A 15,164-nucleotide genomic window follows, 5' to 3' on the forward strand; every position below is an offset into this window, starting at 1 on the left:
CTAAAATTTATTTTATAATTTTTATTCTTGATTTGGGTCCAATATTAAGTGCATTAGCTTCTTCTGTATCGATATGACATTCAAGAGCCGATGTGTTGTTGGCTCTAATGGCGACATTGGAGAAAGTTCCTCCACGGAGTCCGCCCATTTCTATGCTAACCTGTTCTCCATCAGTTACACCTAAACGCTTTGCATCTTCCAGTGTCATATGAATATGTCGTTGAGCTACTATAACTCCTTTGGACAGCGAGATGCTTCCTTTGGGGCCAATGATAGTGATTCCCGGAGTTCCTTGCAAGTCTCCAGACATTTTCACCGGCGCGCTGATGCCAAGTTTGAAGCAATCTGCCTGAAGTATTTCTACCTGCGTTTCGCTTCTCACTGGCCCGAGGATGCGAACCTTTTCAATAGCACCCTTGGGTCCGCATATGGTCAAGGTTTCCTTGCAGGCATATTGCATAGGTTGGGACAAATCCTTGGCTTTTGCCAATTGATATCCTACGCCAAACAAGGTTTCCAGATCTGTTTGAGAAAGATGAATGTGACGGTTAGATATTCCCACAGGTATAGAGTTGGCATCGGTATTGGTGTCCTTCTGATAACGCCCCCCTTCTTTAATTGCCTCCAGCAGAAGCTCTGCTAAAGCGTCATACTTTCCCACTTAGTTATCACCTCTTTTTTTTAGTAGAGCAATAACTTCATTCACAACATTCATAATATGATCTTCACTGATGGCACTAGTGCTACTACTTTGTGCCACGCAGGCTGAATTAATAGTACTTGAATTTTCGTTGCATTCTTTGATTCCGTAGGCTACACGTTTTCTGTTGATCAGGTGCATGGGGGTTACATTATCGGAGGTTGCGCTACCGCCCCAAGTACCGCAACCCAGGGTAAAGGCTGGAGCTAGTCCGGTACTTACACCCACACCGCCATGGGTGGAAGGTGTGTTTACTAAGATTCTAAATACTGGCTTGGCAGCGAATTTCATAGCTATTTCAGGGTTCTCCGTATGAATGGAGAGGCTATGACCCACACCGCCATTTTTCAGTAACTTGATGCACACATCGCAAGCTTCTTCCCAATCTTTTACGGTATAGAAGGCCAGAACGGTAGTTAATTTCTCAAAAGATAGGGGATATTCTTTTCCCACTCCCTTTTGTTCACCCAACAGAACTTTTGTTCCAGGTGGAATAACTATGCCAGCACTGTCTGCGATGACTTGCGCGGAGCGCCCTACAAACTTAGCATTCATGGCATGGCCCCGGACAAACAAATTCTTGGCAACTTTGTCTGTTTCCGCAGGAGTCATGAAGTAGCCACCTTGACGTCTGAACTCTTCTATAACTTGATCACGCATGCTTTCTTCAACAATAACCGCTTGCTCGGATGCACATATGGTTCCATTGTCAAAGGTTTTACTGGTGATAATATTTTTAACTGCCTTTTGTACATTTGCAGTTCTTTCAATATAGGCTGGAACATTGCCAGGGCCTACGCCCAGTGCTGGTTTCCCTGCGCTATAGGCAGCCTTGACCATGGCTGTACCACCGGTGGCAATAATCATGTCTACTTCATCACATTTCATCAATTCATTGGTTGCAGGCATAGAGGGTTTGGAAATACAACCAATGATATTAGCCGGTGCACCGGCAGCTACTGCTGCATCATGCATTAGTTTGGCTGCTTGCAGAGTACATTTCAGGGCTGATGGATGTGGTGAGAAGACAATGCCGTTACGTGCTTTAATGGCAATTATGGATTTGTAAATAGCCGTGGAGGTGGGGTTAGTTGAGGGAATAATCCCCATTAAAAGTCCCACGGGTTCTGCAATTTCCACCACTTTATTAACTTGATCATCATTAATAATTCCTATGGTTTGCATTGGTTTAATGAATTTATATAGCTCTGTGGAAGCAAACTGGTTTTTAAAGGTTTTATCTTCTACTTTACCAAATCCGGTTTCTTCCACTGCCAATTTTGCCAGGGAAACTGCATTTTCCTCGGCTACTTTCACCATATTGCAGATGATTTTGTCTATCTGCTCGCAATTGAATTTAGCAAGTTCAGCTTGAGCCAGTTTCGCCTGACGCGCTAAAGTTCTAGTCTCTTGTACTGACTGTAAATCATAATCAAAGGTTTGCAATTAACTCTTCCTCTCTCCAGCGTCTTATTTTCACAAAGGCTACTTATTTACTCCCTTTCGGTAATATTCCGTTAGTTTTTCAATAAGTAAGTCTTTATTTGCTTTGGATATAGCTCTGCCTGCTATGTCAAGTTCTTTGTAATCTCTTGCCAACTTGCGAAGTTTAACAACGGAGAGCAATTTTAGTGCATTAATAGTCTTTTCAAGGCCGAATTTCTGTACATATGCATCAACGCCTTCTTTGTTGAGGTGTTTGAGCATTGGCGCAGAGGTAGCTTTTTCTGTATTCGTCGTCGGTTCATCTGAATCTGTTACTACATTCTGCTTTTGATCATTTAGGTCAGCTGTTGAATCCGCTTCCTGAGGTAACACGGTTTTCTCCTTTGGTGGATCGGGATTTGAGCCACCACCGACCATTGTGTCTATATCAGAATGCGGTCTAGGTATTACATGATGAGCCACTAAAAATAACTCGCTAATCCTTGTAACCGCTGTTACTCCTGCTTCCACAGCAGCTTTAACAGCTCCCACATCCCCAGTTACGGTAATTGTTACAAGGCCGCCCCCTACAAAGGTTCTCTCCACAAGTTCCACTTGCGACGTCTTGAGCATTACATCTGCACATTCAATAGCAGGAAGGAGTCCTCGTGTCTCAATTAGGCCAAGAGCCTGCATAGCTTACCCTCCTATTATTGCGCCATAAGATCAGCCCAGTTTGCCGGGTAAGTTACATAAAAGAGTTTGACATACCCTGAAGAACTCCAGGTTACTTTGGAACCTTTGGGTACAAAGAGTACATCACCCTGGCACGCTTCATAAGTCTCACCATTGATAGTGATGGACAGGCTTCCCTCGAGGATTATATCTACCTCTTCGTAACACAACTCCCAATCAAAGCTAGATTTCTCGATTGTTAAAAAGCCTGCACTCATTTGGGACTCGTCTTTGCTGACCACTTCACGATAAGCTACATTTGTGCTAGGATCTCCGGTATCAAAGGTATCGTATTTCACTGTCCTACCGCGTACAATCTTCAGCCCACTTTTCGGTTCACATTCTGTTTGAAATGGTGGTTCTGAAGCTGTCGCAGGGATACTTGACAGAAGACTGTTTGCTAATACAGCTTTTACTATTTGATAGATCATCTCTTGATCTATCGATTTTGTGTTTGCATTCTTCTGAAGATCACCGTCTTTATAGTTGTAATTTCCTGTGGTTGCAGATACAGTTGTGAATTCCACTCCCAGTTCTTTAGCTAGGTCCTTGGCTGCTGGTGTAATAATGGTATTAGCCTCTACGTGGAATACCTTCTGCCCCTTATCTGCAACGGCTTGTATCTCATCTGCACAAACAAGTTTTTTCAAGGCAGCACCCCCTTTCGCTAATTATTTTGATATGAATCTATGAGCTACTAACTTTAGAACAAAGTTGGCCATAATTTATCGGAAGGTGAAGGAATTACTTCTACATCCACTAACAAACCTTTTTCTATGATAAGTGTCTTGCCAGCTTCCACAGAGGCTTGCACAGCAGCAACATCTCCGGTAAAGGTGAAATAGGCTTTACCGCTCAGTCCCCTACCAAGACGTAGTTCCAGAGCCTGTATATCGGCAGCTTTCAGTGCTGCATCAGCTGCAATAATCATGGATGACATGGAGAAGGATTCCATAATCCCCAGAGCTCCAGTTTTATCTGGCATAGTGGTGGCCGTAATGGCTGGGAACACAGCCGGATGAACATTGGGCAGGATAAAGCTATCAATCAGATATTCTCCCGCTGCTTCAATGCCTGCGCTAATAGAGCTTTCTACGGCAGCAACGTCTCCATGAACGATTGCGATATATTTCCCTGGACAGACCGAGGTTGCACTTACCACATCCACGTAGGCTGTTTTAAGCATCAGGTCTGCTGCATAAATTCCTCTGGCAATGCTGGAAAGTTCAATCATACCTATTGCTCTATACATACTAACCCACCTTTATCACAATAAAATTATCCCTATTCTCTACAACCGTACCATCTAGGCTGGCATGAACCGTAGCGCCTAGACTGTTATCTGGAATTTTCCCAATTAGTTGACCAGCTTTCACTTGCTCGCCTACCTCGACAACTGGTACTGCTGTAGCTCCAATGTGCTGACGCAATGGGATACTAATGTATTCCGGTCTAAATTCAACTTTGCTCATTGGTGCCGGTTTATCAAAAGCCGTTAAGCCAATCTTGGCAACTAGTCGTTTGCTTGGAATCAGGCGATACTCTCTAGCCGATCTGGCTTTGAATTCCATCTGTGTCGGCTGATATCTAATCCCTTGTTCTGCCAACTTTTGCTTAAAATAATTATTGGTAGACCTTGGATGAATATTGGCCGGACAGGAGAATAATTCACAGGCATTGCATTCACAACATAACTGGGCGATTTGTTGGTCTTTCACATCCAAATTGTAATTTAGAGCACGCATAATTTTATGCGGTTGTATATTGTGTCCCAGGAGGTAGCGAGGACACAGATCGGTACACATCCGACATTGTTCGCAAGCAGCCTTACTTATTGCTTTTGCTTGAGCCACATTCACTGACTTCTTGCGAATCAGAAAGTGATCTTTTTTAAGTAAGACATAACCTTTGCTTTTTTTGGTGACATAGCCATCTACATTTTTCATGACAGAACCCATCATGGGGCCGCCTTCAATCACAGCATAATCATCCAGATTTTCTACACCACATTGTTTAAATACATCACGAATGGCTACACCCACGGGTACCTTAACAGTCATGCGTTGGGGAATATCCCCGGCAATGGTCATGAATGTTTCAGTAACAGGGTTCCCGCCAATGGCATGGTATATATTAAGTGCAGTTTCAGTATTAATAACCACACAGCCAACTTTTAGAGGAATGGATGCTTCCGGAACAATTCTATTAGTTAATTCATGAACCAAAACCTGTTCGTCACCAGCAGGATACATATCCCGGAGTTCCATTACTTCCATGTAATCTGTAAGTCCCAGAGCAACAATTCTTTCTCGCAAAAGGGTAATAACTTCTTTGTGTTTACCCTTAATACCAATAATGGCTTTGCGAGCTTCGATATATCTTCCCGTTGCTTCCAGTCCCTTGATGATTTCATCAGGAAACAGCTCCATCAATTGCTGGTCTACCCTGAGTAACGGCTCGCATTCAGCACCGTTAAGCAATATATACTCTGCTTTAGAAGTTATTTTAGCGTGAGTTGGAAATCCAGCTCCTCCAGCTCCGATAACCCCTGCATCCTTGATTATGTTTAGTAGATCCAACTTTTTCCACCTCCGGTTTCTTAAAACGTACAGTCTTCGTCAATGATTCCCACTATGACTGCATCAATGGGTATATCCTCCTGATTCAGCATTTTACGAGCCGAGCTGCCTGTACAGACAAGAACACGCTCGCCAAAACCAGCACCGATGGTATCGGCGGCTATCAGGAGACGACCAGCGTCAATCCCCCCGAGAACTTCTACCAACATGAATTTCAAACCCCTAAGAGAATCGGCTTTTCTGGTTGCCCAAATATTATCTATTACCTTTGCTGCTATCATACGACTTCACCCTTTTTGGCTGCTTTCAACTTAATTTGTATTTCGCTTATAGCTGCTTCCACAGATGCTGTATCTCCAAATATGGCAATCATAATAAGATTTTGCGGGCAATGACCTTTGATATCTTCCACTACCACTCCGGCAGCTTTTTCGGCGATGTCTGCAGCAAAAACCATATCTATGAGTCGCCCTTGAACCAAACCTATAGCATCATAGTTCTCAATGGGAGTAGTAGCAGCAGAGCCTTTTCTTCGAAAAAGAATATCTAATGTCCCCTTAGTGGGGGATTTTATAATGCGGTACTCCATGTAAAAGCCACCCCTTTTCTCAAAGGATTTCCTGTGTGCAGTTAAGTGCAATTCCCAAAGGAGTTACAAACATGGGGTTTTGCGGTTTATAAGTTGGAATGTTGGTTTGCTTGGCGATAATATCTTCAATGCCTGCCAAGCAACAGGTTCCACCAACTAGATAGATTTCTTTTACTTGGTACTCAGCTACATGGCGGCTGATAATGGATGAGACCTTTTCAATGACAGGTCTTAGTACAGGCATCAATTCTCTATGGTTTTTTAAATCACGCTTATATTGATCCGCATCGTCAAAGCTCATTTTATAAGCACCGGAAATGACGAGAGAAAAATGAGTGCCTCCTGTTGGTTCATCGGCTACGTAAATCACTTTGCCGTCTTTCAGAATGGCAATCCCTGTAGTACCGCCACCAATATCGACAATTGCCCCGTCTTGAATCTTAAGTACAGCATTGGCAGCCGTCGGTTCGTCCAGTAGGCTGGTAATTTCAAAGCCTGCTCCCTCTACCACATGTTTAATAGCTCCCGAGTCAAGGGTAAAGGTACCGGGTGGAAGCGCCGCCGCTGCATAGACTAATTCTGTGCCAAGTTTCTGTTCCAGTTCTTGTTTTAATTCCCTGACTATGCGCATAGCTCCGATATAGTCCACAACCATACCATCTTTAACAACACTGGCATAACGATAGGCACCAGCAACAGGTTGATAATTCTCATCAAGAACCGCCAGAACAATATAAGCAGTTCCCAGGTCAACACCGGTGTAATAAACTGAGGACTTTCTCAGTATAGGTTTTTTAATCACTTCCTCAAAATCACGTACCAGTTGATCGCAGTATTGGAAAGTAGAATTTATCTTTGCCATTTTTGTCCTCCCAGACATTTCCACATCATTATGCAGAGTATGTTAATGATCAGATAGAGGGTATCAATCAGTTCTTGACGTGAGCAAACTTGCTTTTCCTCGTCCCAAAAGATTTCTAAAAGGATTGGTTCGACCTCTCGAAGGGAGGCACGCAAGTGATTTAGCAAAGCGATTTCTTTGCCGTTTGCCAAGCCAATGTGAAACTCACTGATTTCAATCTCTAGGTTATCGGACCGTTTTTTTATTTCATCTTCCGACCATCCCCAAAATTGAATATTGTCCGGGCTAGTATTCTCCCGTTCAGCATGTTGCAGGTTCCGGAAGCATTTGCCCAGTGCCAGTACCTCCTCTGACAGAACAGCATCTCCAGCGTTTAAGAGTTCTGCTGCAATTAAGAGGAATAAAGAATCTATATAATCCATTCTTTTACGCAATCTGAGGGTTCCCCAGTGTTGGCGAGCTGGGGTCTTATCAGACTCGTCAGTGTTTTGTTTCTTACTCTCACTACATTGGGCTTGTACCAGTGTGACTCGTCTATCCACCAGAAATTGGCGGGCACCTGGTGTAATCTTTGTAGCTGGTTCCAGAACATAAGTAGTAAAGGGCTCTGTTTTATATAAATCTCGTAATTCCATTTCGGTGATGAACTTCACGGCCTCACCTACCCTTCCTAAATCCCTTTAGCAAATTGCCACCTTTATTACGGAAAGAAAAACCAAAACAAATAAAGCTAGTAATATATATAAAGAACATCAATTTTTGTCAGATGATTCGTGTTTTCCAAGTAAGTACTCTTTTAAGGCTGAGACGCCGATATTATCCTTTAAAGAGATCCAAAAGTAGGGTTCTGATACCCCAATCCTTTTCAATTGCTGAATAGGCAAATCTTTATTTTGCGGGGTTAAATCAACCTTGGTAATCACCCCTATGACGGGACAGGTAAAGGACTTTGCAAAACCAGGCGGATATACTTCAGTGAGTCTAGATTGATCAACCAGTATAAGCACATGGGACGCGGTTTGTGCCGTTGCAATGAGATATCTGTACATCGCAGGATTTTCTATATATGAGCCAGGAGTATCAATGGTGTTTTTTCCATATATAACATCCTGGGTCTTTTTCAATGGCCTAGTTGTATCATTTAAGACATTAGCTAAGGTGGATTTACCGGATTGGGTTGGTCCCACTACCATAATGCGCTTTTTCATGTGCGTGTAATCTTGGCAGGCGTAAAGCCTAACAATTTTTCTAAAGTGTCATTAATGGCAATCATAGCCGCTTCTACACTTGCCACATCCCCAGATATGACTAGTGAGCCTGTAAAACGATCTAGAAAACCGATCTCTACATCAGAAGTCTTAGTTGCAATATCCGCTGCTATAATTGCGGTCTCACAGGGAGTAAGGGTAGAAATTCCTATGGCTCCTGTCTCTTCAATTCCCAATCGTTCATATAGATCTTGAACGGGTGAAGCTATGATGTGGGCCAGGGTGACTTGCTTGCCAGGTACATATTCTTGAATAATGCGTTTTCTATCAAATTCATCGGCTGCACTCATAAAATCCCTCCGTCCGCTTTTGCATTAATGTCTGATGACTTCGACTTTTAATTCGTAACCTTTTATAAACTCTTCAATTCTGTCTAGCTCTTGTTCTTTGAAGCTCAGATCTTCCGTGATGGCATATTGCATATCCAATTGCTTATATTTGTTAATGCCCAATTTATGATAGGGTAGCAAATCGATACCCAGAAAGTTTTTATGATATTTGAATTGTTGTAGGAATTCTAAAGTTCTACGAATGGTATCTTCACTATCGTTCAACCCTCGGATTAGAGGCATCCTGACTTTAACATTAAAGCCACGGCGTATCAGCTCCGACAGATTATCCAGAATACGTTCGTTGCGCACTCCCGTAAGTTCATAGTGGTGATCCGAATCTATATGCTTTATATCGTAGAGAAATAAATCAGTAAACTGTGCGATCATCAGGAGGTTGTCCAATTTTACATAACCAGAAGTTTCAATGGCAGTATGGATTCCCATTCGTTTACATTCCGTAAGCAAATTGGCAGCAAATTCTGGTTGTGCTGTGACCTCTCCGCCGCCAAGGGTAACTCCTCCGCCGGAACTATGGTAAAAAAGTGCATCCTGTTCAATGATCTCTAGAACTTCTGAGATGGTTTTGTCAGATCCCACAACTGACAATGCCTGTTTAGGACAAACGCTTTCACACTTTCGGCATCCAACACAGTCTATAGTCCTGTTTACTTTATGCCTTGGGCTTGCATCATCCGAGAAATGATGGATCTGGACGGGACATACAGGAATACAGTTACCACAATGAATGCACAAATCTTCTTTGAACATGACCTGATATTTTTTTACAAGTCCCTCGGGGTTAGAACACCATTTACATCTCAGGGGACACCCCTTGAAGAAAATTAATGTTCTAACGCCCGGTCCATCATAGATGGAATATTTCTGGACATTGAAGATTCTTGCTTTTCTTTCCAAAATGCTACTGATTCCTGTACTCATAAGTGTCCCATCCTTTAAATTGTGTCTACTGAAAAGTTAGTTCTGATTCCTACGTTTGGGAAGGTATTTTGGAATTTCTAAAGAACCTGAGTTCCTCAGATATTCCACATGAATTAATGTTTAAAAATGATCCAGCACGGTCCTGCTGATAATTTCATCCTGTACTTCCTTGCAAAGCTCTACGAAGTAAGCGCTATACCCAGCAACTCGAATGATTAAGTCTCGATACTTATCAGGTTCCTTTTGGGCTTTTTTCAAGACTTCATTGTCAACATAACTGAATTGCATTTGTCCGTTACCAAGAATGGATGCTGTCCTGAGCAAGGTAATGAGGCCGTTTTCACCTTCTGGAGTTTCCAGAATGCCACGTAACAGTTTGAAGTTATGCACCATGCCAATATTCATGGACTCGCAACTCAACTTACTAACTGATTTAATAATGGCTGTGGGACCTAGTTTATCCGCACCCTGTGTGGGGCTGATTCCATCAGAAAGTGGTGTCCAGTCGAGACGACCATTGGCAGATGCTCCAGTAATCTCTCCGATTGGAGTGTTGTTAGAAATGGACAGAGTCCCATGGGTAAAGTTCGAATATAGCATTTTAAAGGATTGGTGAACCCGTTCTGTCCAGGTTACGAGATCTGCAGCTATTTCGTCAACATAGTCATCGTCATTGCCATATTTTGGTGCATTTAGGCAATCAGTCCGAAGGGTTTCATAGCCTTCAAAATTGACCGCTAAAGCATCCCGGATTTGTTTCAGTGTATATTTCTTGTCGTCAAAGACAAGTTTTTTAATAGCAGCCATAGAATCTGCATAGGTTCCGAGACCAGAGAAAATCAGACCAGGGCCATAATTGACAAGCGCACCACCGTTTGTAACATCGGTACCCTTTTCCATACAACCTTCTACCAGCAGGGACATTAGAGGTTTTGGAGCAAGGTCTCTGTGAACACGCTGGCTGACAATAGTTCCAATGGCAGATAAGCGAATAATATGTTCTATTTGCTTTTTAACAGCAGCATCAAATTCTTCATAGGTCTTGAAATCATCAAGCTCACCAGTATCAATGCCTTGCTGGGTCTTATGCCATTTCATAACGCCACGGTTCAGAACAAATTCTATGGCAATGGGCCATTGGGTATAACCGGTGGAGGTCCACTGATAAATTCTGCCGGATTTCTGGGGTTCAACGCAACCCATGAGGCAATAATCCCGTGCATCTTCGATGGAGAAGCCTTTAGCAAGCATCATTTTAATATGAGTATCATCGAAGTGGCAGGCAGGGAAACCAAGTCCTGCTTTTACAACATCTACTATTTTCTTCAAATATTGTTGTGGTGATTTGTTGTGAATACGGCAAGCCAAGGACGGTTGATACATCTTGGTAAAACGAACGGCATCCATGATCAGATAAGTAAGATCATTAGTTGCGTCGCCACCAGCTCTCTTCTGTCCTCCGATTGTCAGATTCACAAATGGTTGATAACCGGCGAAATATTTTGCTCCCAGCTCACTGGATAGCCACATAACTTCAGAGCATTTAATAATAAAACAACACAGCAGTTCAAAGGCTTCTAGCTTATTCATACGGCCAGTTTCCATGTCGGCCTTGAACATGGGATAAATATATTGATCCAAGCGGCCGAGGGAAATACCAGTCTGGTTTTCTTCCACCACGAAAAGGGATTCCAGAGTCCAGACTGACTGGAGTGCTTCCTGGAAGGTACAGGGCGGATTAGCCGGTACGTTAGTCAAAACTTCTGATATTTTATAAAGTTCTTTTTTGCGGGATGCGTTCTGCTCTCTATCAGCCAGTTCTCTTGCATAATCGGAAAGACGCTTGGCATAGGCTAAAATACCGTCACAAGTCTCAATCTCCGCTTTATAGAAGTAAATCTTATCAATGTCCTCTGGTTTTTCCATGGACAAACTTTTTAATTTATCAATGGCTTCTTGTCTTACACCATTTATGCCCTTTGTAACTAGGATGACATCATAACCAGGGCAGGTGTCTCCACCACCATTTACCTGGTGGTAAGAAAGGTCACTAACATAGGCTTCACCTGAGAAAGACCATACACCGGCTTCTTCATACTGTTGTTGACATACTTCATCGAGGCTTTTACCTTCCCAGAAGGGGAAAATCTCTTCCCGCAAAATTCGCTTGTCCTCTTCACTGATTTCAAAGGGGTCCTGTGGTCTGGTAGACATGGTATCCAGTTCATCCCGAATCCATCTCCAAGCAATATCTGGGGATACAGCACCGGCTCTAGCCTTACCGCAGGGATGTCCTACAATCAGTTCGTCAGCTTCAATTACCAGGGGAGCTGTTTCGCAAGCTTTTCTGAAGCATTTGGCCCGTAGAAGGATCTTAGGTAAACCAGGATTTTCTTTGGTTACTTGGGTGAAAGCTCTGGCACGATAAGTACTGACACTAGGTTTTACCTTTAAATAAGCGGCCTTTAGCCGTTCCAAACGAGGGGTCAGTCCTGTGATTTCCCCTTCATACACAGGGGATTTGGTCTCACCGGATGTTGTCAAACTGTTTGCGGACAATTCCTTGGAAATACCTTGAAACAGTTTCATAATAGCCGCTGTTTCTTCAGGGGTCAGATTCTTTGTTGCGTCCGCAAATTTATTGGAGAACTCTTTAATATCCAACTTCTTTCCTCCCTTTCACTTTATTTAACTGGATAAATTTCTTAATAGATATTAAAACGATTTATTATAGATACTGATTAGGTCTTCTCTGGATGGTATTCTAGGATTTGTGGGGGTACACCGATCATTGAGGGCCAGATCAACCATATTACTCAGTTCATTCTCAAATTTGACTTTATCAATTCCCAGTTCTCTAATTCCATTGGGTATGCCTAAGGATTTTTTCAAATCCTTGACTGCCTGTATGAAATTGATCGCTCCTTCTCTGTAAGTCCGAGCAGGTAATTGCAACACAGCAGCCAATTTGGCATATTTTTCAGCTACGTATCTATCGGCACTATTACTTAAATTAGCGTTATATTCAATCACTGCGCTCATTAAAAGCGCATTGGATCTTCCATGAGAAATGTGAAAGGTCGCTCCAAAAGCATGTGCCAGGCTGTGGTTAATCCCTAGTCCTGCATTTGTAAAAGCCATACCCGCTAAACAAGATGCCTTTTGAATGCGTTCCCTTGCACCGGAATTATTCGTATCGTTGTATAAAGTCTTGAGATCTGCAAAGATTAATTGGACAGCTTTCTCAGCAAGTGCATCTGTGCAAATGGTAGCCTCGGTAGAAACATAGGCCTCTATGGCATGTACCAATGCGTCTATACCCGTATCTGCCACTACCTGCTGGGGAACATGCTGGATACAAGTGGAATCAAGTATAGCTATATCGGGAGCCATCCATTCATCTACAATACACACTTTTTCGCCTTCTGCAGTAATAACGGAGAAATTCGTCACTTCAGAGCCTGTCCCGCTTGTGGACGGAATAGCGATAAATAGAGGCTTCTTGAATTCCTCCCCAGCGGCTTTTCTAAATTGCCACAAGGAGTATAAAATGCCCTTAGCCGCATCAATAACTGAACCACCACCAAGAGCAACGATGGTATCTGCTTGGCTTTCCATGTATCTCTTCATACCCGCAGCTATAACTTTTACATCCGGGTCAGGACGCACATCCGTAAAAACAGCAGACTTTATTCCTGTTTCGTTTAGGTAATCTATTGTCTTTTGTAGATATCCCAACTTCTCCATAATTGCATCCGAAACAATAAACGCACAGGACCCTTTGACTTCTTTAAGAAATTCCATGGATCCCTCATTAAAATATATCTGGGGTTTAATAACAAACTTTTTCAATCCAGTCATTCACCTCATCTCGCACTACCTAAGTTGCTCTAGTAATTTTTCAAGAAGCTCTTTTAAATCATGCGTACTATCAATGGAACGTTGACTGGCAAAGCAAGAATTTCCAACAGACTCTGCAGCTTCCACCACTTGCACACCCGTTGTTAAATCTTCCAATTGCCTTACGCCGTAGCCAACTTTTCGTATATTAATTAAGTTCATTGGTGAGACATTATCAGAAGTAAATCCGCCACCTGATGCGCCGCAACCCAAGGTTAATGCCGGAAAAAGATTGGTTGTTGCTCCGATACCACCTAATGTAGCCGGAGTATTCACCAGTACTCTTGATACAGGTTTCTTTAGGGCAAATTCCCGAATGACATGCTCATTGTTTGAATGAATCACTAGGGTATGCCCCCGACCTTCATTAATAAGTAATTCAATGCATTTTTCGCAGGCATTCATCCAATCCTTTTCAACGTAAAATGCCAGAACTGGGCAAAGTTTTTCTCTGGAATATGGATTGGTGGGAGACACGTATTTTTGTTCTGAAATTAATACTTTGGTATCTTCCGAAACAGACAGGCCGATTCGGCGTGCCACCTCTACCGCAGATTTTCCGACAATTTCAGGGTTCATACTGCCATCATGTCGGTAAAAAAATTTACCGAGCCGTTCCGATTCCAAGACTGTCAAGAAGTAGGCTCCATTTCTCCTGAGCTCATCCTTTACTTCATCGGCAATACAGTCCTCAGCAACAATGGATTGTTCTGAAGCTGAGACAACACCATTATCGAAAGTTCTACTGGCGATAATATCTGCTACGGCCTTTTTAATGTCGGCAGAACGTTCAATAAAGGCAGGTCCATTGCCTGGGCCACCATTGATAGTCGGTTTACCAGATATATTTGCTACTTTAACCATCTGTGGCACACCCGTAATCATAATAAGCGATGTGTCTTGATGGTTCATCAATGCAGCGGTACCGTCGACTGCCAGTGTCCGCAAATATCCGATGGCTCCGCTAGGTAATCCACTTTCTTCTGCTGCCTGGATCAGGATATCAAGCACTTTGCCAATGGTTTTTTTCGCCTTAGGATGAGGAGAAAATATGATAGCATTGCCCGATTTAATGGCGATCAGTGCTTTATATATTGTAGTGGACACTGGGTTGGTTGAAGGAGGCAACGCGACGATCACGCCAACAGGTACGCCAATATCCATTGTCCTGTTTTCTTTGTCTTCACTGATAATACCGACAACTTTCATGTCCTTGATTTTCTTGTAGAGAAAATCGCTGGCGAAAATGTTTTTAATAAACTTGTCCTGCCATTTACCGAATCCGGTTTCTTCATGGGACATAATAGCAAGCTCTTTGGCACATTTATATGTGGCTTCGGCCATACGACCAACAATTTTATCTAATTTTTCCTGGGGATAAGTTGCCAGGATCTTCTGTGCCTCGCGGGCATTTTCCACAAGGATCCGAGCCTCTTGGACCGAAAGCAAATCATTATCAATTCTGTTCATAGCTTAGTCACTCCCCCCTTTCCGCTGCCAATATAAAGGTTTAAAAATCTTATCTACCAGTCGATAGCATGTTTAGCGATAATCTTTTCTATATCCGGATGAGGTCTGGCAATGACATTGGAGCTATAGACCTTGCCCACCTTGTTGGCTTCTTTGACGCCAGCCTCCACAGCTGCTTTCACCGCTCCCACATCACCACGAACTACAACAGAAATTAAACCGGACGCCACATTTTCATAACCTACCAATTCCACATCCGCAGCTTTGCACATGGCATCCGCGGCTTCTATTACAGAAACCAGACTATACGTTTCTATGAACCCGAGAGCGTCATTTTTGTCCACGCGGATTCCCCTTTCCATACT

17 protein-coding genes are annotated in these 15,164 nt (G+C 42.9%); all 17 read right to left on the reverse strand.

From position 1 onward, the window contains the following. Positions 1–7: 7 nt before the first annotated feature. Positions 8–661, reverse strand: coding sequence for a phosphate propanoyltransferase (locus ACYQ03_RS13265; RefSeq protein ID WP_459910396.1), 654 nt, complete (start codon positions 659–661; stop codon positions 8–10). Further along, complete coding sequence (locus ACYQ03_RS13270) at positions 662–2,146, reverse strand: acetaldehyde dehydrogenase (acetylating) (protein WP_459910397.1); 1,485 nt, start codon at positions 2,144–2,146, stop codon at positions 662–664. A 39-nt stretch (positions 2,147–2,185) separates the two neighbouring features. Continuing rightward, positions 2,186–2,821, reverse strand: a complete 636-nt coding sequence (locus ACYQ03_RS13275) for a BMC-T shell protein (RefSeq protein ID WP_459910398.1) — start codon at positions 2,819–2,821, stop codon at positions 2,186–2,188. 14 nt (positions 2,822–2,835) lie between these two features. Further along, the gene (locus ACYQ03_RS13280; RefSeq protein WP_459910399.1) at positions 2,836–3,510 is read right to left on the reverse strand and encodes a cupin domain-containing protein; all 675 of its coding nucleotides are present in this window, start codon (positions 3,508–3,510) and stop codon (positions 2,836–2,838) included. A 53-nt stretch (positions 3,511–3,563) separates the two neighbouring features. Then, the gene (locus ACYQ03_RS13285) at positions 3,564–4,112 is read right to left on the reverse strand and encodes a BMC domain-containing protein (RefSeq protein WP_459910400.1); all 549 of its coding nucleotides are present in this window, start codon (positions 4,110–4,112) and stop codon (positions 3,564–3,566) included. Between the two features lies 1 nt (position 4,113). Then, complete coding sequence (locus ACYQ03_RS13290) at positions 4,114–5,439, reverse strand: 4Fe-4S dicluster domain-containing protein (protein WP_459910401.1); 1,326 nt, start codon at positions 5,437–5,439, stop codon at positions 4,114–4,116. Positions 5,440–5,459: 20 nt separating this feature from the next. Then, entirely contained in the window at positions 5,460–5,720 is a 261-nt protein-coding gene (locus ACYQ03_RS13295; RefSeq protein ID WP_459910402.1) for a EutN/CcmL family microcompartment protein, read from the reverse strand. Next, positions 5,717–6,028, reverse strand: coding sequence for a BMC domain-containing protein (locus tag ACYQ03_RS13300; protein WP_459910403.1), 312 nt, complete (start codon positions 6,026–6,028; stop codon positions 5,717–5,719). The genes ACYQ03_RS13295 and ACYQ03_RS13300 overlap by 4 nt, the downstream gene beginning before the upstream one ends. Positions 6,029–6,047: 19 nt before the next feature. Next, positions 6,048–6,890, reverse strand: a complete 843-nt coding sequence (gene eutJ, locus ACYQ03_RS13305) for an ethanolamine utilization protein EutJ (RefSeq protein WP_459910404.1) — start codon at positions 6,888–6,890, stop codon at positions 6,048–6,050. Next, positions 6,878–7,543 (reverse strand): cobalamin adenosyltransferase, encoded by a 666-nt coding sequence (locus tag ACYQ03_RS13310; protein ID WP_459910405.1) that lies wholly within the window; start codon positions 7,541–7,543, stop codon positions 6,878–6,880. Before ACYQ03_RS13310 ends, eutJ begins: the two co-directional genes overlap by 13 nt. A 99-nt stretch (positions 7,544–7,642) precedes the next feature. Next, on the reverse strand, positions 7,643–8,098 hold the full coding sequence (locus tag ACYQ03_RS13315; protein WP_459910406.1) for a EutP/PduV family microcompartment system protein: 456 nt from the start codon (positions 8,096–8,098) through the stop codon (positions 7,643–7,645). Then, the gene (eutS, locus tag ACYQ03_RS13320) at positions 8,095–8,448 is read right to left on the reverse strand and encodes an ethanolamine utilization microcompartment protein EutS (RefSeq protein ID WP_459910407.1); all 354 of its coding nucleotides are present in this window, start codon (positions 8,446–8,448) and stop codon (positions 8,095–8,097) included. Before eutS ends, ACYQ03_RS13315 begins: the two co-directional genes overlap by 4 nt. 24 nt (positions 8,449–8,472) lie before the next feature. Then, positions 8,473–9,429, reverse strand: a complete 957-nt coding sequence (gene cutD, locus ACYQ03_RS13325) for a choline TMA-lyase-activating enzyme (RefSeq protein WP_459910408.1) — start codon at positions 9,427–9,429, stop codon at positions 8,473–8,475. A gap of 120 nt (positions 9,430–9,549) precedes the next feature. Next, positions 9,550–12,093, reverse strand: coding sequence for a choline trimethylamine-lyase (cutC, locus tag ACYQ03_RS13330; protein ID WP_459910409.1), 2,544 nt, complete (start codon positions 12,091–12,093; stop codon positions 9,550–9,552). 51 nt (positions 12,094–12,144) lie between these two features. Next, positions 12,145–13,281 carry a 1-propanol dehydrogenase PduQ gene (locus tag ACYQ03_RS13335; protein ID WP_459910410.1) on the reverse strand — a complete coding sequence of 379 codons (1,137 nt, stop codon included), beginning with the start codon at positions 13,279–13,281 and terminating at the stop codon, positions 12,145–12,147. Positions 13,282–13,305: 24 nt separating this feature from the next. Then, positions 13,306–14,799 (reverse strand): acetaldehyde dehydrogenase (acetylating), encoded by a 1,494-nt coding sequence (locus tag ACYQ03_RS13340; protein ID WP_459910411.1) that lies wholly within the window; start codon positions 14,797–14,799, stop codon positions 13,306–13,308. A gap of 53 nt (positions 14,800–14,852) precedes the next feature. Further along, on the reverse strand, positions 14,853–15,143 hold the full coding sequence (locus ACYQ03_RS13345; protein WP_459910412.1) for a BMC domain-containing protein: 291 nt from the start codon (positions 15,141–15,143) through the stop codon (positions 14,853–14,855). Between the last annotated feature and the right edge of the window lie 21 nt (positions 15,144–15,164).

The organism is Desulfotomaculum defluvii, assembly GCF_054657375.1.

Bases quoted from the DNA above. Each gene is read 5' to 3' on its own strand.
- ACYQ03_RS13275 (WP_459910398.1), bottom strand. From the start codon at position 2,821: ATGCAGGCTCTTGGCCTAATTGAGACACGAGGACTCCTTCCTGCTATT.
- ACYQ03_RS13285 (WP_459910400.1), bottom strand. From the start codon at position 4,112: ATGTATAGAGCAATAGGTATGATTGAACTTTCCAGCATTGCCAGAGGA.
- ACYQ03_RS13295 (WP_459910402.1), bottom strand. From the start codon at position 5,720: ATGATAGCAGCAAAGGTAATAGATAATATTTGGGCAACCAGAAAAGCC.
- ACYQ03_RS13300 (WP_459910403.1), bottom strand. From the start codon at position 6,028: ATGGAGTACCGCATTATAAAATCCCCCACTAAGGGGACATTAGATATT.
- eutJ (WP_459910404.1), bottom strand. From the start codon at position 6,890: ATGGCAAAGATAAATTCTACTTTCCAATACTGCGATCAACTGGTACGT.
- ACYQ03_RS13315 (WP_459910406.1), bottom strand. From the start codon at position 8,098: ATGAAAAAGCGCATTATGGTAGTGGGACCAACCCAATCCGGTAAATCC.
- eutS (WP_459910407.1), bottom strand. From the start codon at position 8,448: ATGAGTGCAGCCGATGAATTTGATAGAAAACGCATTATTCAAGAATAT.
- cutD (WP_459910408.1), bottom strand. From the start codon at position 9,429: ATGAGTACAGGAATCAGTAGCATTTTGGAAAGAAAAGCAAGAATCTTC.
- ACYQ03_RS13340 (WP_459910411.1), bottom strand. From the start codon at position 14,799: ATGAACAGAATTGATAATGATTTGCTTTCGGTCCAAGAGGCTCGGATC.